The sequence below is a fragment of the Moorena sp. SIO3A2 genome, from assembly GCF_010672265.1.
Classification (GTDB): Bacteria; Cyanobacteriota; Cyanobacteriia; order Cyanobacteriales; family Coleofasciculaceae; genus Moorena; species Moorena producens.
The window spans coordinates 75,720-94,281 of sequence record NZ_JAAHHC010000018.1; the positions used below are offsets into that span (position 1 = coordinate 75,720).

Below are 18,562 nucleotides of genomic sequence, written 5' to 3' on the forward strand. Positions count from 1 at the left end.
GTCGCTAGTTTTATCAATATTTCAATTATTATAGCGCTATCGTTCTAAATCCTTGATCACCTTCTCCCAATACCATTTTTCTGGCATCCCTGGGTATTTTCCCTTAGCCAAGTCAAGTAGGCGTGTGGCGATATCGGATTGTCCTCCTACCAGTCTTAGTAGTCTTTGTTGCAACTCCCTACTAGGTTTGATATTTGATGGTGCTTGTGATTCTCGATTGCTCGACCCCTCGGTCAGTTGTAATGGCTGTAGCTGTTTGAGTTTATCGAGCAGTTTCCGATAATTAGTCCAGTCTTGTTGATCGAAATACAGGTTTGCCGCTTGTTGATAATCTTCAAATGCTCCCCGTAGATCTTCAAACTTTTCACGAGCGGTTGCCCGATAACGATATGATTGAGCATCATTGGGTTTAAGAGTAATAACTCGGGAATAATCTTCGATGGCTTGGCGATAGTCTCCCATCTGGATATAGGCATTACCCCGATGGATTAAGACGTCCCGATTTTCCGGATTACTTTGTAGTAACTTGGTCAAGTCATCAATAGCTCCCCGGTAATCTCCCAATTCAATTCGTACTAATCCTCGATGGTAACGAACCTGAGCATCTTGGGGATTTAGTTCCATAGCTTGACCAAGGTCTTGAATGGCTCTCCTGTAATCACCGAGTTTGCAGTGAACAATACCTCGATAGCAATAAGCTTGGGCATTTTTGGGGTCAACCTCAAGGAGCCAGTTGAAATCCTCTAAGGCTTCTCGGTACTTGCCTGTGTTAACTTTATTTATTGCTTGATGGCAAAAATCGTTAGTCTGGGCTCGACCTAAAGCTAGTATTTGCTGTTGTTGAATTTGATTGATACTCTCAAGACAACGACGACAATTTAATTTATCTTGTTGGTCTAGGTAGAGCTGAGCTGCTTGTTTAAATGATGCGATCGCAGCCTGATTATCTCCTAACTTACGGTAGGCACTACCTTGAAGCTTACAAGCTGCAGGCTGATTAGGATTAATCTTAAGTATTTGATTGGCATCTTCTATTGCTCCAGTGGCATCTCCCAGTGCCAATCGAGCCAAACCCCGCCCGAAATAAACTTCAATACTTTCAGAATTGATTTGTAAAGCCTGAGTATAATCGGCAAGCGCGCCTTGTTGATCCCCTAAGTCAAAGCGAGCCATAGCTCGTTTATAGTAGGCTTCGGCGAAGTTCGGATTAATCTCTAAGGCTTTGTCAAATTCCTCGATTGCTTCGTTCAAGTCTCCTTGACGAATTTTATCTATTCCTCGGTAGTAAAACTCTTCCTCCATTCCAACTCTATTGTGAATCAACTACCATTCCTACTTTAGCTAGATTGTAACTTTAGCTTCTAGCGCCTTCAATCTTGAGATCTGACCCGTAAGGGCACCATGGGATGAATCCCCAATCAAGTTTTTATTTTTCGAGCCAAGTTTTTGCTCAAAGCTAGCAGCTTAGCCCTCTTGCCTCTGTTGCCTATCATTTGGGATCTGGAACTGTCCACCAAGCTAAAGCATAAGCTTGAGACGGCTGATTAACCTGTTGTTGATACTGAACCCGAATTTTATAGCGACCCTGAGCAGGGACTTGGCAGAAAATATGTTCCACAGCATCCGCTTCACTGATAGAAGCACAGACACTTTTGGTAATGTCCTCTTCTCCGACTGGCATTAAATAGAGGTCAAGATTATTCAAACCGCGATCGCTAAAACTCTCCCCAAGATCATAAGCATCATTATTATTGTCATCCTCTAACTCTACCAAACGGTCCCAAGCCAGAGTTAAAGAGATAAAACTTCCTTCTGCTAAGGGTTTTGTTAACACATAGTCCCGATCAGATGATTTCTCCACAGTACGGTAATCCCAACCCACTGGTGGCACTCCAATGCCACTGGGACTCCATTGGCCGAGTTTAAATTGCTGGTAAGCTCGAAACCCATTTAGATGTCCTGTCCCCATCTGCATATCCAGAGGAATTTTGGGGTCTTGGTAAGCATCAGACTCTAACCAGTGGTGATTATCCTTTGCCCGAATCGTGCGGCTCATGCCTAGTAGCATCCCATCACCGAGATCTTGAATTTTGTCAGCAGAATTAAGCAACACTGCCTTCATTACTTCATGGCGTCGGGAATCTGTACTCCAATTCATCCACAAGCGATGCAGCCCGGTATTGGGGGTTTCCGCTCTGAGGGACTGCATCAAGAATAGTTTTTGTTGTCTTGAGCGCAGCTTGCGCAAAGCGGAATCACCAAATTCCTGTAGCAATGCTACAACACCAGTGATATGGGGAGCAGCAAAACTGGTACCACTGACCTTAGTCACTTTACCTTTGAGGTCATACAACGATATCTTGTTGCCAGGAGCTACCAAATTAATCGAGCGGCGAGAACCAACATTAATTTCTTGCCGAATCAGACGACGACCAATACCAACTGGTAAAGCACTCAAGTTAGCAAAGTCTACCTTATTAAAAACTCCCTGACGCTTGGCTGTGTATGCTGCATTGATACCATTAAAATTATCTGTGGGGATCGGAATGCCCCCTTTGCCTTGGTTGCCAGCAATCACATACAAGACGTCATGCACCCTAGCTGACCAATCGATACATAGAGTTAACAGCGCATTGCCATCCAGCACCGCTTCCTCCCTCGGGTCCCGCTGTAGGGATTCACCAAAACTAAAATTAATTGCCCGCACATCGGAGCCATTTTGCTGAGCAATATGCTGAGCCGCGAGGCACTCTTCCGGTTGTCCACTCCTAGACAGGGAACCAACTGCTGAAGCGTAGAGTTTTGCCCCAGGTGCTACTCCCCGAAAGGCTTTGTCTCGACTAATCATCACAGCTGCTACCATAGCCGCATGTTCATCAACATGGGTATTCGGTTTTGCGGGGGTGTTGCGATAAAATACTCCCGCAGGAGTTACTGTCCGATTCTTGATAGCGGCCTTATCCTTACCAAATAATCCAGGTCTACCAATTTCCACTTGCCCAATGGCAATTTTGCGACCGGTTAAATTATAGGGAGGTTGGTGTAACCGATAGACATTAATACCAGCTTCTGAGATTGATGTATCTAATCCCAAGGCTGGCGCGATTACCCCTGAGATACCTAAACCACCCAATAGCCATACCAGTGTTTTTTGGATCGGAATTTTCATAATTCTTTACACAGAGCGCGTTTATTGATCTCCGACTACTTAGCAATCTCCCAAAGACTTAGCTAGATCTAGCTATAGCGTTTCTCATAATTGTGAACTACACAAGATTTTTTCCCTGTTCCCAGATCCGCTGTTCCCAGATCCGCTGTTCCCAGATCCGCTGTTCCCAGATCCGCTGTTCCCTGTTCCCTACTCCCTACTCCCTACTCCCTACTCCCAAGGGAGGTGTACCTCACCCAATTGAGAACCGCTATAACGTATTAAGCTGTGTTTAGATCGATGCAGTTTAAACTGATGAAACTACAAAGGACAACTCTGATTTTAGTCATTTGTGCCATCCTCCTGGGGGGAGGTGTATATATTTATGAAATTCAGGGTTCTGAAAAGCGAGAAGCTGCTAAAATTAATAAAAAACCGATATTTAATTTCACTGAAGACGAGATTCAATCGTTTACTGTTAATAGTGATGACAAGACCTTAGTATTCGAGCGAGCCAGTGAGCCAGAATCGGGTTGGCGGATGAAAAAGCCCAAAGAGGCGACAGCTAGTGATGCGGTTGTTTCCTTTTTGTTGAACTTGCTGGCTCAGGGCAAAAGCGATCGCATTCTTACGGTTAGCCCTGACCAACTTCCAGAGTATGGATTAGACAAGCCCTCAGCAACTATAACAGTGAAACTGAAAAATCAGGACAGTCCGAAGCTGATCTTAGGCAACTTGGACTTTACTCGCAGTTTCCTATATGCTCAAGTCCTACCACTGGATTCCAAATCTGAGCAGTTGCAGGTGCTGTTAGTGCCAGTGGACTTTCAGTATGCTGTCTCACGCCCCCTCTCAGAATGGCTGGTTAATCAGGACAAGGCTGAAGAAGACAAGCCATCTGCTGCTGAAAAAACTGACTAGTACGAAATTGTAAGCATTCAGCGTGTCGCGTATCAGCGTGTCGCGTATCAGCTATCAGCCAAAGGCCACGCTACGGGAATGGCCAGGCTACTGTTGGCGCAGCGTGCGCGTAGCGCAATCGGTGCTTTTGAATAAAATCAGCTGACTACTGAGCACTGACGGCACCTCAAGTAGCGTGAGCCAAGGCCATTCGCGTTCGCGAATGGCTCACGGCTGAATGCTTAAACTAAATCTACTTTGATAACCTACTTTTTTAGTTGTTGCGGATCTTCCCTCTGTTGTGTTCTCAGTTTCTAAGTATAGGTTAGGGGAATGGTGAGGGGAATACCCCTCATCCACAGAAGTTAGCTTCCCCGTAGTGTTGATAACAGCTTTGACACTCAACCCAGGGGTGGCTAGAGTGAAAGTTATCTATACACACATTTTGTGCTCTTCTATTGATAAAGTTATTTCTAGGAAATGCTAGCCGCAGCAAAGCGTGAATTTATTAATCTTCTAACAGGATCTAAAACACTATGGATATTCTTCTTAGCATACTCGCCCCAATTATTTTAGTAGCCTTTGGCTACACCGTAGGTACGACAAAAGTTGTCCAAGAGGGAAATGAAGCTCTAGTAGAACGTTTTGGTAAGTATCGTAAAAAACTAGACCCTGGTCTTAACTACAATGTAGTTCCGTTTATAGACAAGATTGCCGTAGAAGAGAGTACCCGTGAGCAGATTTTGGACATTGAACCCCAGCAGGCAATCACCAAAGATAACGTTCAGGTAGAAGTCGATGCGATCGTGTATTGGCAAATTTTAGATATGTACAAAGCTTTTTATGCTGTAGATAATGTTCATGAGGCGATTGAAAATTTAGTCATGACCACTCTGCGTTCTACCATTGGTCAGATGGAATTAGACGAGACTTATGCCTCCCGAGACAGAATCAATCAGAACTTATTGCAACAATTAGATGATGCCTCTGCTGATTGGGGAGTCAAGGTGATGCGGGTTGAGGTGCAAGAGATTAAACCACCCCAGACTATTATCGATGCCCTAGAGAAGGAACGAGCTGCTAAGAGTGAGAAACAAGCCAAAATTTTACAGGCTGAAGGTACAGTGGAGTCGATCCAAATGATCTCCAAAGCTCTTCAAGAGCAAGCTAATACTCAGAAAGTCCTACAGTTCCTGATTGCTCAACGCTATGTAGAAGCTAATGAAAAATTAAGTGAAAGCAACAATTCTAAAGTCGTCTTTATGGATCCAAAAGCACTGAGCGAAGCCATGACTGATTTGCTTCAAACTGAATCTGTGGGCGAGAGTAATTAGGGCAATAACAATGTAATAATTCAGCGGTCAGCGGTCAGCGGTCAGCGGTCAGCGGTCAGCGGTCAGCTTAAAATAAACCTCGAATGGGAGAATTTAATAGTTCGAGATTAATGAGAATTGAAACTCTCGGGAAAAGCCCATCAAAGCATTTAGCTGTCAGCTGTAAGCTGTCAGCAAACGTAACAGAGATTAAACCAATGCTTACCTCTTTTATTCAAAAGCTGAATGCTGATAACTGAATGCTGATAGCTGAATGCTGAATACTTAAACACGCCAAATCGCATCAGCAACACGGCAGACATCACGGAGCTGGTCAACATCGTGTACCCGCAGGATGTCTGCTGAACCGGCAATGGCACTACAACAAGCCGCAGCAGTTCCCCAAATTCGACCCTTGGGGTCTGGTTGATTGATGATGCGTCCAATAAAGCTTTTGCGAGATACTCCTATTAACATCGGTAGACCGAGGGCATCAAACCTAGGCAGTTGCCGCAGAATCTCTACACTTTGCTCAGCGGTTTTGGCAAAACCAATGCCTGGGTCAATAATAATATGCGATCGCTTAATTCCTGCTGCGGTTGCCGCAGTTACCCGCTCCTCCAGAAAGCTATAGATTTCTCCAATTAAGTCTTGATAATCAGTTAATTTTTGCATGGAAACCGGGGTGCCTCGGATATGCATTAAGACAATTGGTACCCCCAATTGCCCTACAAGTGGCAACATGTCTGGGTCAAATGTGCCACCGGAAATATCATTGACCATATCGGCACCAGCTTCTACCGCAGCCTTAGCCACAGATGCTCTAGTGGTATCGACAGAAATCGGTATCTTCAGCACTGAACCCATTGCCTTTACCACAGGCACAACTCGTTTCAGTTCTTCGGGTAGGGAAATTTGCTCGGCACCAGGTCGAGTGGATTGACCACCAATATCGATAATATCAGCACCAGCATCTACTAGAGCCTGAGCTTGCCTTAAGGCAGCTTCTGGGGTAAAATACTCTCCGCCATCACTAAAACTATCGGGGGTAACGTTCAAGATACCCATGATATAGGTTCGTTTGCCCCACTCAAAAGAATAGTTCTGGATGGTTAATTTTCCTTTATCCATCGCTTATAGATCATGGCTAATTGCTAATTGAAAATTGCCCATTGCAATCAACCAATTAACCAATTAACTAACTAATAATAAGCTAACTAACAATTAACAATTAACAATTAACAATTAACAATTAGCCCATGACTAATCACAACTACTGATAATTGACTATTCTGGCAAAGCTCGCAGGTTCTAAGCTTGCTCCGCCCACCAGTACTCCATCAATTTCTGATTGAGCCATAATTTCATCAATATTCTTGGGTTTGACGGAGCCACCATATTGAATTGGGACATTAGCTTCCTTTAGCTTGGAGCGAATTAATCCAATGATTCGATTCGCTTCTGATGCATCACAAGTGTCTCCAGTACCAATTGCCCAGATTGGTTCGTAAGCAATCACTAAATTTTGCTGGTCAACGTTGACTAGGTCTTTTTCCAACTGCTTGCTAATAATGTCTTCTGTTTCACCAGCATCCCGTTGTGCTTTCGTTTCCCCAACACACAGAATCGGAATCAAACCGTGACGCTGAGCAGCGTGAAGGCGTTTATTAACGGTTTCATCAGTTTCGCCGAAGTATTGACGCCGTTCACTATGACCAACAATGACATAGCGCACACCAATTTCCTTGAGCATCCCACCAGCAATTTCACCAGTGTAGGCTCCAGCATTTTCCCAGTGGATATTCTGAGCCCCGATCTGTACACGAGTATTTTGTACATGCTCAGACATCACACCCAAGTCGGTGAAGGGACCACACAGAACAACCTCCCGTTCTATGGGAGTTTGCTCCACCTCAGGCAAAAATCCCTTTAAAAACTCAGCGGTTTCCGCTTGAGTTTTGTACATTTTCCAGTTACCAGCTATAACAATTTTCCGCACAGCTTAACTAAATCATCTCTAAACCATAATGCATTATTTAGTGTAAAGCTTTTACTTACGGCTATCTCAGAAATGTTTAACTTTTGCTGGTCACTGACCTGATCACAGGATACTCCTAGGGTAAGTTCAGGGAAGCATCATCAGAGTAGGGTCAATTTATTCCCCCAACTCCCCAGAGGCTTCTACATCTGTTCTCTATAGTCTTGAGAAGCTTCCCTGCTCCTGACGCTTCACCATTATCTAGCTAGCCTAGCTAGGTTATAACGCTGCTGCTTCCCGTGCTGCGGCAGCTTCGTCCGGATGAATGTTCAAACGGGTTAAATTAAGACGACCCTTGTTGTCAATTTCCCGTATTTTGACAACTACCTCATCTCCTACCGCTAACTCATCTTCCACTTTGCCAACTCGGTAGTCAGCTAGTTGGGAAATGTGAATCATACCTTCTTTGCCAGGAAGTATTTCCACAAAGGCACCAATGGGAATAATCCGGGTGACACGACCAACATAGACATCCCCTTCATGCAGCTTGCGGGTTAAGCCTTGGATGATATTGATAGCTTTGGTGGCTCTGTCCCCATCCATAGCAGATACGGTAACTGTACCGTCATCTTCAATATCGATTTTTGCCCCAGTTTGCTCGGTAATTCCTTTAATTGTCTTACCCCCTGGACCAATGACTGTACCGATGAACTCCGGATCGATCTTCATGGTTAAGAGGCGAGGAGCAAAGGGTGACATGTCTGTGGAGGGTGTGTCAATCACCGCCAGCATCTTTTCTAGGATATGCAGTCTGGCTGGTTTGGCTTGCTCAATGGCCTGGGCTATGGTATCCATGGACAGACCAGTGATTTTCATGTCCATTTGCAAAGCCGTGATGCCAGTATCGGTACCGGCGACTTTGAAGTCCATGTCACCCAAAAAGTCTTCAATACCTTGAATATCGGTGAGAATGCGGACTTCATCTCCTTCTTTGATCAAACCCATGGCTGCACCACTAACCGGTTTGGTAATCGGTACACCTGAATCCATCAAGGCCAGTGTTGAACCACAAACCGAGCCCATGGAGGTGGAACCATTGGAGGAGAGCACTTCCGATACTACCCGGATCACATAGGGAAACTCGTGTTGAGGGGGCAACACGGGGACTAATGCTCGTTCGGCTAAGGCTCCGTGACCAATTTCACGCCGTCCGGGCGATCGCAATGGCTTGACTTCCCCTACAGAAAAGGGTGGGAAATTGTAGTGGTGCAGATAGCGCTTCTCATCTTCTGGGTTAAGGTCATCTAGAGTTTGGGCATCTCCAGGTGTTCCCAAGGTAACCGTGGATAGGACTTGGGTTAGTCCTCGGTTGAACAAAGCGCTACCATGAACTCGCTGAGGTAATAGACTGGTTTGACAAGAGACAGGACGCACTTGGTCTAGCTTGCGACCATCCACGCGCACCCCTTCTTCCACAATCTGAGTACGCATCAGTTTTTTGGTGAGGCTTTTGAACAGCTTATCGACTAATGCGCTATTTTCATTAACCGCTACACGGATCGGGTCATCCTCTTTGAGTTGGGTAATTTCTGCTTTGACAGCACTGTCTTTAATCTCATCTAAGGCAACATCCCGACCATTTTTGTCCAGGTCAAATTGCGAGAGGACACCTTTAATTTTGTCAGTGGCGCGGACGCGAATAAATTCTTCTAGATTCGAGTCTACGGCTGGGGGTTCGCCAATCACTATTGCAATTCCCAACTCCTCAAGCAGGTCATGCTGGGCTTTGATCAAGTCTTGTACCGCTTCGTAGCCGAAATCGATGGCCTCGATTATATCTTGTTCCGGTAATTGATTGGCACCGGCTTCTACCATAATTACCCCTTGTGGGGAACCAGCCACGACTAAGTCCAAGTCGCCATTTTCGATTTCCTTGTAGGTGGGATTAATCATAAAATCATCCCCGAGTAACCCTACCCGTACAGCTGCCATTGGTCCATAGAAGGGAATGCTGCCCTGCAACACAGCAATCGATGCACCAGTAACTGCCAAAACATCTGGCGGTACTTGTTCATCCATAGACAGGGTAGTTGCTACAATCTGTATATCATCTCGTAGCCAACTGGGAAATAAGGGACGTAAGGGACGGTCAATGAGACGGCTAGTTAGGATAACTTTTTCTGGAGGACGGCCTTCCCGCCTGAGGAAACCACCTGGAATCCGACCTGCTGCGTAGAGTCTTTCTTCGTAGTCAACCACCAAGGGTAGAAAATCAATCCCTTCTCGACCAGGGGCACGAGTTGCTGTCACTAGAACTGCTGTATCCCCCGACTGTATCATTACTGAACCACCAGATTGAGGGGCAAGCAGACCTACTTTGAGTCTAATATCCCGTCCATCAAAGGATATTGACTTGTCTATCTCTACCATTTCGGTACTTTTTCCTTCTTTGTTTGATCACTGTTCTCGTTCTGTCGCAATCGTAGCATTTATCACTCAGGGGGGTGGTAAGTAGGAAAGGGAGTAGGGAGTAGGGAGTAGGCAATAGGCAATAGGCAATAGGCAATAGGCAATAGGCAATAGGCAATAGGCAATAGGCAATAGGCAATAGGCAATAGGGAGCGGTGCGACCCGTGGCGAATTTAATTCGACGACTGTAAGCGCACTCCCTGGGAGTCGGGAAATGAAAAAATTTCTATGCACCTGATTAGACTAGTAAACGCTATACTTTTTGATGGTGTTTGGCTAAGGGATCAACTCCTTGACGCCTACGGTTACTTTCTTTTTGAAAGTTGCCAAGTTTGTTGTGGAGTAACTTCAGCGGTTTTTTAGAGTTTAAATACTACTGAATACTCTAAATAATAGCCATAGAGTTTACTTAAAACTTGACATTTTTTTATTAAGAAAATAATAAAAGTAGTCTTTAATCAGTTTTTTTGATAACCGAATAAATTTTATTAAATCGGTAAATTAGCTGGAGATTATCTCGCCTAATCAGCTCAAAAAATAACTTTGTTTACTTCAATTATTAATATAGTAATCTAAATGAATTATGATAATTTCTGTTCGTTACTCCCTACTCCCTACTCCCTACTCCCTACTCCCTACTCCCTGTTCCCTACTCCCTACTCCCTACTCCCTATTACCTTTGTTATAAAATCTATTAATCAGATACGATAGCTGTTAATCCTAAGGGATAAATTCAGCAAATTTGATCGACAAAACCTGGACTAGATAACAAAAAAAGACACAAAAATTATTATGGCAACGTTACATGGCAGTTGGATATCTGGGGAAACTAATGGTCATCTATTTATTTGGGGAGAAACTTGGCGCACGAAGGCGCAGATATCAACAACTGCCAATGATATGTCATGTCACCCGTTTGCCATGACTGAGGAAGAATTGACGTCTTTTTTAGATTCTCATCGTCTGTCCATTGGTCAATTTTTAGAGGTGTCTGAGAAGGCTCGTTCAGGTAGTCGTAAGCGTGCAGCTCAACAGCATCAGGTTCGCTGGCAGTCTCAAATTGTTCTCTTACCTACTGAACCATCATCCAAAGGTGAACCAGCTTATCCAGTGCTGTCTAGCAAAATGTTGTTAGATAGTGCAGAGGATAGTGCAGAGGCTGGTCAGTGGGAATTACAACCATGGCAAGTGCAAGGGGTAAGTCTGGAACCGATGGCAGGGGTAAGATTCCTGGAAGCCTTACCCCTGGGCTCTTTTGAAGGCTCAGACGCTTACCTGGGAGGGGAGTTGCGTTTTTGGTCTCAGGTGATGCGCTGGAGCTTGGATCTGCTGAATCGGGGTAAGTTTTTACCAGGAGTGTACCGATTGCCTGATGGTAAGGTAAGGGCTTGCTGGCAACCTCTGCTTGATAGTACTACGGATCAAGTCCGTCTAGAAACGTATATCAAGCTCATGCCCTCGGCTTGCTGTGCTTATCCACAAGAGGTTACTTCTCCACAGTTGAACCTTCAACCTGCAACCGATTTGGTTAAGGCTCAGGAATTGCTACTGGGATTCTTGAGTAGTGTGGTTAATACACAGGTGCGGGATTTTGTCAAGGGTGAGTCGGTACCAGTAGTAGAATCACCGATGGTGGAATGGTTGCGATCGCTTTCTTCTAATTTGTCTTCTAATTCAGAAACCCTAGGGCTAGAGTCAACAACCCTAGGTCGATTAGCGGCAGCACTGTCTACTTGGAACACTCCGGTGCAACAGAATTTAGTGACACCGACGTCCAAGAGATTGAGGCAAAATCTGTTTCGCACTTGTTTTATCCTGAAGCCTCCTACCTCTGACCAAGAGAATTGGTGCTTGGCCTATGGCTTACAAGCGGTTGATGACCCAGACCTGGTGGTGGATGCGGAAACGATCTGGAATTACTCAGGAGAGCGATTGGAGATTAAGCAGCGAACCATTGAACAACCTCAGGAAACGTTCCTGAAAGGGTTAGGATTAGCGACTCGACTCTATCCTCCCATTGAACCGAGCTTACACCAATCCCGTCCTGAGTTTTGTGAGCTAACCATAGTAGATGTGTATGAGTTCATTAGGGCTAGTGCATGGCGGTTGCAAAACAATGGCTTGGGTATTGTCTTACCACCAGGATTGAAACCAGGCACGGGAGCCAAACGCTTGGGAATTAGTCTTCTGGCGGAAGTGCCACCACAAAAGAAGAATCAACGGTTAGGACTCCAAAGCTTACTGAAGTTTAAGTGGCAACTGGCGATTGGAGATAAAACCATCTCGAAGCGGGAGTTTAATCGCTTGATGGCACTCAAATCACCCCTAGTGGAGGTGGATGGGGAATGGATGGCGTTACAACCCTCTGATGTCCGGGCAGCTCAAGAGATGTTTAAGGGTTCGACCGATAACATGACTCTGTCGGTAGAGGATGCTTTGCGGATCACTACTGGTGATAATAATACTTTGGCAAAACTACCGGTAGTGAAGTTTGAAGCATCGGGAGCGTTGCAAGAGTTAATTACTAATTTACAGGGGAATCAATCCCTGGAGCCGATTCCTCAACCAGCTAGTTTTCAGGGGCAATTGCGACCCTATCAAGCTAGAGGGATGGGCTGGCTGGCGTTTCTGGAACGTTGGGGTTTGGGTGCTTGTCTGGCGGATGATATGGGCCTTGGTAAGACCGCACAACTGATTGCGTTTCTGTTGCATCTTCAGGAAGAAGGTATGCTGAATGGACCCTGCTTAGTGGTATGTCCGACTTCTGTGCTAGGAAACTGGGAACGGGAAGTAAAGAAATTTGCGCCATCCCTGAAAACTATTGTGCATCACGGGGATAAACGCTCCAAAGGGAAAGCCTTTGCTAAGGCAGTTAAGACTAAGCAGGTGATCATTACCAGTTATTCCTTAGTACATCGGGATGCGACTACCCTGGATGGGGTGGAATGGCAGGGGGTGGTGCTGGATGAAGCTCAGAATATTAAGAATCCTAGCGCTAAGCAATCCCAAGCGGTGAAGCAACTTTCCACTACCTTTCGGATTGCCTTAACCGGTACTCCCGTGGAAAATCGGTTGTCGGAATTGTGGTCAATTATCGATTTTCTCAATCCTGGGTATTTAGGCGATCGCCAATTCTTCCAACGTCGATTTGCTGTACCGATTGAGAAGTTTGGCGACCGGGATTCCTTGCAGACCATGCGATCGCTAGTGCAACCCTTTATCCTCCGTCGCCTCAAAACCGATAAGTCTATTATTCAAGATTTGCCCGAAAAGCAGGAAATGAATGTTTTTTGTGGTCTTTCCGCAGCCCAAGCTACGGTTTATCAACAGTTGGTGGATGATTCTTTAGCACAAATTGAAGAAGCTGAGGGGATTAAGCGCAAGGGCATGATTTTGACCTTGTTGTTGAGACTCAAGCAACTGTGTAATCATCCGGCACTGTTAGACAGTAAAGGGAAAAAGACTAAAGGCAAAACAGGGGATAATTCGTTAATGTCTAGCCAGCAGTCGGGTAAGTTACGACGGTTGGAAGAAATGTTAGAAGAGGCGATTTCTGAGGGAGACCGTGGCTTAATTTTTACCCAATTTTCCGAATGGGGGAAATTGCTGAAACCCTATTTAGAGGAAAAATTCGGCAAGGAAGTGTTATTCCTCTATGGCGCAACTCGTAAGAAACAACGGGAGGAAATGATTGATCGGTTCCAGAATGACCCGGATGGTCCATCGATATTTATTCTGTCTCTGAAAGCCGGTGGCACTGGATTGAATTTAACGAGAGCTAATCATGTGTTTCATGTAGACCGTTGGTGGAATCCAGCCGTGGAAAATCAAGCTACTGACCGCGTCTTTCGGATTGGTCAAAAACGCAATGTTCAAGTCCATAAGTTTATCTGTACTGGCACTGTGGAAGAAAAGATTAATGACATTATTGAAAGTAAGAAACAGTTAGCAGAACAAACTGTGGATGCTGGAGAAGATTGGTTGACGGAAATGAATACGGAACAATTGCGCGATTTGGTTTTGCTTGACCGGAGTGCGGTTATTGATGATTAATTTTGTAGGGAACAGGGAACAGGGAACAGGGAACAGGGAACAGATAAGAGGCAAGAGGCAAGAGGCAAGAGGCAAAAGGCAAGAGTGCGTAGGGTGTGTTAGGGACGGGCTCGGCTGATTTTATCGGTAGCCAGGGTTGGGATAGTCCGTCCCGTAACGCACCACCGGGTCAAACAGCAAAATAGAGATGCACCCGCAGAAAGGGAGCAATTCACCTTTGTTAATTCCTGATTATGATCCCCCTAAATCCCCCTTAATAAGGGGGACTTTTTAAGAGTTATACTGAGAGGATATTTGAAAAGTTTTTTGATACTGAATTTTGCCCCCCTAGCCCCCCAACTTTGGGGGGAACAAGAGCAGCCCACCAGTGTGTAGGGTGGGCAAAATTCTATGATCTAGAATTATTACAAGAACCAAAGGGTTTTTGCCCACCAGCAGTTGGGTAAGATGGGCTGAATTAAGGAATGAATAAGAGTAGAGTGGGCATCCTGCCCGCCCGAAAATAAGCATGAAACTGGCAAGATGCCAGTGTCTTGATGCAGTCGCTCATGGGGGAAACCCCCAAGACCGCGCTGCATCGCTTCCACACCTGATGCCCCTTCCACACCTGATGTCCCTTCCAGCAAGATGCCCGTAAGCTGATAGCTGACAGCTGATAGCTTATGCTTCATATTCATTTGCCGCAATAGAAGCGAGGGGTTTGATCGTTTTTAAAATCTGATCACCCAGGGTTGCTTCGGCTAGTTCAAGTTCATAATGTTGTTGGAGGTTCAGCCAAAATTGGGGAGTAGTACCGAAATATCTGGCTAGCCTCAGGGCTGTATCGGTAGTAATGGTTTTTTTGCCGTTTATGATGGCATTGATCTGTGTTACAGGTACATGGATATCCTGAGCCAGTTGATTCTCGCTGATGCCGAATGGTTTGATAAATTCTTCTAGAAGAATGTCACCGGGAGTAATAGGGGGAAGTTTTGTAGTCATTAGTGTTTAGTTGCCTAGAGTGGCCAAATTGTTATTATCTATAATTCTTAAAATAATCAAGTTTTTTTTAACCCTAAAAGCTTCTTAAGGTTGGATAGTAGTCTTGAGATTATATATGTAAACTTTAATCTAAATTTTAATCGGTTTAGCCTGACACAATATTCAGGAAAATTGTCAAAGGTATAAACTTTCATAGTTTCTTTAATACAAGCGATTGCCAGTTTAATATTCCGTGCTTTATTACCTTTGCTTCGCTTAGCGTAAGCAACACCCATATTAGTTTTTATAGTTGCCCAATTTTGGGGAAAAGCCTCAAAGGTATAAACGGTAAGAGCCTGTTGGAAACAAGCGATCGCATCTTCTATATTCTGTGCTTTCTCACCTTTGATTCGCTTACAGTAAGCAACACCGAGATTAGTTTGTGTGATTGCCCAATCTTCAGGAAAAGCCTCAAAGGTATAAACTCTAAGAGCTTCTTGGTAACAAGCGATCGCTTCTTCTATATTCTGTGCTTTCTCACCTTTGATTCTGTAATAGTAAGCATTTCCGAGATTATATTGTGTCATTGCCCAATCTTCAGGAAAAGCCTCAAAGGTTCTGACTCTAAGAGCTTCTTGGTAACAAACGATCACTTCTTCTATATTCTGTGCTTTCTCACCTTTGATTCGGTTACCGTAAGCAATACCGAGATTATATTGTGTGATTGCCCATTTTTCGGGAAAAGCCTCAAAGGTATAAACTCTAAGAGCCTGTTGGTAACAAGCGATCGCCTCTTCTATATTCTGTGCTTTGTCGCCAACAATACGATAACTATAAACAGCACCAATATAATTTAGAGTTTTCGCCCATTCTTGGGATAGATTTTCCCGGGGACGTAATTGTAAAACAGTTTCTAATCCAGTAATGGCTATTTCTAAATTATTGGCACTTTTTCCTGAATTATATTGAGCAATATCAAGACAAAGACTTTCTACTATATCGGCAATCGCTTCTTTTTCTTCAGGATTTAGATCAGCACAAGTCTTAAGGAGCCACTGTTCTAAAATTTTGGCAAACGAGTTATCTAATTTATCCGCATTAGAGTCAACTACATCATGAATAGCTTGTAAATCACCATCATTTTCATACTCTAGTAATAGTAGCTTTTTCAACAAGTCATAATACTCGTCACTACTATGAACTATATCTTGAGATACTTGCTGTGGTTTTTCCTGGTCAATATCAGCTTGAAGGGGAGTATAATATTTAAGTAAATCAATATCTCTATCTACAGGAAACTCTATTACTCCAGAACGCCAATCAAAAAAATCAGGAGAACGACGGACTAAATATCTTAAAGTATATTTTCTAACGGTAAACACTAAGCAGCAATTAAAATTATCTCTAAATCTTTCCCGTTGCCAATTGAGATGACCTAATAAGCTGGCTAAAGCCTCTCTTTGATACGCTTTTTTAGGGTTTTCAAGGGTACGTTTAATATAATCGTCTAACGCTAACGATTTTTCAAGGCCACTAATCACTAAAATATCAATGGGATTGTCGTTAACCTTTTGCTCAATCAAATCATATAAATTATAAATAGCATGGTCTAGCTTTAAAACATCAACGGTTTTATCATTAATATCTTGTTTAATTTCTTCAAATATCAAATTTTCTTGCACAGGAGTACACCGCACAAATAAAATACCAAAGCCTTCACGCCAAGATAAATCGCGTTTTAACCTCAGATACGATTCTTGTTCATCTGATTTAAATGTTGTTGAATTGGATGTAAGCATTTTATTCATTGATTAGTTAAATCACGAAGAGCAGATTTAAACTCAGGTGTTCCTTCAATTACAGGGTGAACATCATACCAACGCACAGGATTACCCTCTCCATCAAACTCTCGATATTCCAAGACACAACGACGGAATAGCAAACTACGATAGTCTTCATCATTAGGGATAGTCTTGGAAACAGAAACTTCAGCTAATTTGTGCCATTCTTCAGCACTAACCGCATTACGATAGGTGCTATCTCTGGCATCACTAACCGCCCGCCTCACTATTTTTGTAGTAATCGGAAAATCATCAATATAACGCATTACTGACTGCATTAATAGCATCAACTCTCGCACATGACCACCAGTCATAGCACAAAGCTCAATGCGACTGTCTTGACTATCAAAGATTTGTGTATCAATATCAATCCTAGGGTCAACTAAGTGAACTCTTTTTTCAATAACTTCTTTTAATTTATCTAATCCTTGTGAATAGGGTTTGTTGTCACGGTTTTTTACCATAATCATTGGTAACACTTGAGGAGTATCATAAATATTTCTTAACTCAGTAGCTTGACTGGAATAGGCTAAGGAAATTGGCACTGTATAAACTACGTGACAATTCAAGGCTGTTAACTGACTGCTATAATCAAGAAATATTTCCTCGTGACTTGTTCTGTCATTCCCTTTTTCCAGGGGGATGATTCTATCTAAGTTATCTGCGATTACAACTATGTTGGATTTTTCCTCAGGTAATTTATGTTGAGCATCTTTAATAAATTCATTTAACGCTGCAATCAACGAGACACTATAATTATCAACCTGTTTTCTAATGGTTTCACGGCTACTAGGATTGCGTCTTAAGGTTGTAGTCAATTTGCTAAAAATCTGAATTTGAGCTTCAACCGTTAATTTTTCAAATTCCACCTCCGATAATGCCAAATCCTTTAATTCAGTCCACCGAGACTCTAACCAATTTAATAACGGATTAGGAGCAGCATAATCTTTAAGTTTCTCTAAAATATTACGAGTACAAGCTAAAAGTATATCTGTATATTGAGCATCGATTTCATCAATATCTCCTTCCGTTGCTGGAAAATAAACCACAAAGCAGCCATTCTTCTGCAAATAATCTTCCAGACGCAATAACTCCGTTGATTTCCCCACACCCCGATGTCCAGTATAAAGTTGACAAGTCGCTTGGTCTGAAAAGATGATCGTTTTACCAATTTCCCGGAAAATATTGTCATCTCCCCTGACTTCACTACAGTTTACATAAGCGGGATCGTTGGCTGGTAAGGGATAAAATGGTTGAAATTTATTGTAGATTTTTTTTATTAAGCTCATGGGGGTGGATGTTGATAAAGGGGTTATAATTTAGGTTTTTAGGGAGCAGGGAGCAGGGAGCAGGGAGTAGGGAGTAGGGAGTAGGGAGTAGGGAAGATGGAAAAAATTAAATGGCAATTGCCCTATGGCTGCCTGGTCAATGATCCTATTATAAAATAATATATAGCAGTTATCATAGCTATGAGGTATACATTTTCGGTATTTTAGGAAACAGGGAATAGGGAACAGGGAACAGTGCGTAGGGTGGGCAAAGTGATATTATCTAGAATTATTAAAACAATCAACCGGTTTTTGCCCACCCTACTTACTTGAGCCTTATAGCCCTACGCGCAAGTCAAAAGTATAGGGTTTTTAGGGAGCAGGGAGCAGCGATGCAGCGCGGTCTTGGGGGTTTCCCCCATGAGCGACTGCATCAAGACGGGAGCACAGAGCAGATAAGAGTGAATTGCAAACCGCTGTATTGATAATTGTGATATTTTTGCCATCATGGAAGTAACTCCTATTTAGGTGGGAGGAAAACCGCGCTGGCGTTGGTGAATGGTTTTAACCAGCGCGGTTATTAGTCTCAGTCTCAATATATATAGTATATATAACTCCTGGCAAAAAGGCAA

Annotated in this window: 14 protein-coding genes; 4 read left to right on the forward strand and 10 right to left on the reverse strand. The window is 43.6% G+C overall.

Translation table 11 applies throughout. The features are described from left to right. Window positions 1-36: 36 nt before the first annotated feature. Window positions 37-1,323: a tetratricopeptide repeat protein gene (locus F6K64_RS20865; protein WP_229419060.1), complete on the reverse strand. Its 1,287-nt coding sequence runs from the start codon at window positions 1,321-1,323 to the stop codon at window positions 37-39. A gap of 166 nt (window positions 1,324-1,489) precedes the next feature. Continuing rightward, on the reverse strand, window positions 1,490-3,169 hold the full coding sequence (locus F6K64_RS20870; RefSeq protein ID WP_008185725.1) for a S8 family serine peptidase: 1,680 nt from the start codon (window positions 3,167-3,169) through the stop codon (window positions 1,490-1,492). Window positions 3,170-3,261: 92 nt separating this feature from the next. On the opposite strand from F6K64_RS20870, the gene F6K64_RS20875 reads away from it, so the two are divergent. From F6K64_RS20875 to F6K64_RS20885, 3 genes are all read left to right on the forward strand, one after another. Further along, entirely contained in the window at window positions 3,262-3,444 is a 183-nt protein-coding gene (locus F6K64_RS20875) for a hypothetical protein (RefSeq protein WP_131827147.1), read from the forward strand. A 19-nt stretch (window positions 3,445-3,463) separates the two neighbouring features. Beyond that, window positions 3,464-4,069, forward strand: a complete 606-nt coding sequence (locus F6K64_RS20880; protein WP_044493642.1) for a DUF4340 domain-containing protein — start codon at window positions 3,464-3,466, stop codon at window positions 4,067-4,069. 515 nt (window positions 4,070-4,584) lie between these two features. After that, window positions 4,585-5,382 carry an SPFH domain-containing protein gene (locus F6K64_RS20885; protein WP_008185722.1) on the forward strand — a complete coding sequence of 266 codons (798 nt, stop codon included), beginning with the start codon at window positions 4,585-4,587 and terminating at the stop codon, window positions 5,380-5,382. A gap of 264 nt (window positions 5,383-5,646) precedes the next feature. Here F6K64_RS20885 and folP read toward each other — a convergent pair whose 3' ends face one another. From folP to F6K64_RS20905, 4 genes are all read right to left on the reverse strand, one after another. Further along, the gene (gene folP, locus F6K64_RS20890; protein ID WP_008185720.1) at window positions 5,647-6,492 is read right to left on the reverse strand and encodes a dihydropteroate synthase; all 846 of its coding nucleotides are present in this window, start codon (window positions 6,490-6,492) and stop codon (window positions 5,647-5,649) included. Between the two features lie 142 nt (window positions 6,493-6,634). Further along, window positions 6,635-7,360, reverse strand: coding sequence for a triose-phosphate isomerase (tpiA, locus tag F6K64_RS20895; RefSeq protein WP_071986895.1), 726 nt, complete (start codon window positions 7,358-7,360; stop codon window positions 6,635-6,637). A gap of 258 nt (window positions 7,361-7,618) precedes the next feature. Then, window positions 7,619-9,769: a polyribonucleotide nucleotidyltransferase gene (locus tag F6K64_RS20900; RefSeq protein WP_008185716.1), complete on the reverse strand. Its 2,151-nt coding sequence runs from the start codon at window positions 9,767-9,769 to the stop codon at window positions 7,619-7,621. A gap of 66 nt (window positions 9,770-9,835) precedes the next feature. Further along, window positions 9,836-10,042 (reverse strand): hypothetical protein, encoded by a 207-nt coding sequence (locus F6K64_RS20905; protein WP_287247420.1) that lies wholly within the window; start codon window positions 10,040-10,042, stop codon window positions 9,836-9,838. Window positions 10,043-10,600: 558 nt separating this feature from the next. Here F6K64_RS20905 and F6K64_RS20910 point away from each other — a divergent pair. Next, window positions 10,601-13,861, forward strand: a complete 3,261-nt coding sequence (locus F6K64_RS20910; protein WP_287266224.1) for a sll1366 family intein-prone helicase — start codon at window positions 10,601-10,603, stop codon at window positions 13,859-13,861. A 404-nt stretch (window positions 13,862-14,265) separates the two neighbouring features. Here the strand turns inward: F6K64_RS20910 and F6K64_RS20915 are convergent, their stop codons facing one another. The 4 genes from F6K64_RS20915 to F6K64_RS20930 are packed head-to-tail and all read right to left on the reverse strand — an operon-like array spanning window position 14,266 to window position 17,951. Continuing rightward, window positions 14,266-14,532, reverse strand: a complete 267-nt coding sequence (locus F6K64_RS20915; RefSeq protein WP_287266225.1) for a hypothetical protein — start codon at window positions 14,530-14,532, stop codon at window positions 14,266-14,268. After that, a complete protein-coding gene (locus tag F6K64_RS20920; protein ID WP_287266228.1) occupies window positions 14,522-14,842 on the reverse strand; it encodes a HigA family addiction module antitoxin in 321 nt (106 codons plus the stop codon). Before F6K64_RS20920 ends, F6K64_RS20915 begins: the two co-directional genes overlap by 11 nt. Before the next feature lie 56 nt (window positions 14,843-14,898). Then, a complete protein-coding gene (locus tag F6K64_RS20925; protein WP_287266229.1) occupies window positions 14,899-16,629 on the reverse strand; it encodes a tetratricopeptide repeat protein in 1,731 nt (576 codons plus the stop codon). After that, window positions 16,626-17,951 carry an ATP-binding protein gene (locus tag F6K64_RS20930; protein ID WP_287266232.1) on the reverse strand — a complete coding sequence of 442 codons (1,326 nt, stop codon included), beginning with the start codon at window positions 17,949-17,951 and terminating at the stop codon, window positions 16,626-16,628. Before F6K64_RS20930 ends, F6K64_RS20925 begins: the two co-directional genes overlap by 4 nt. Between the last annotated feature and the right edge of the window lie 611 nt (window positions 17,952-18,562).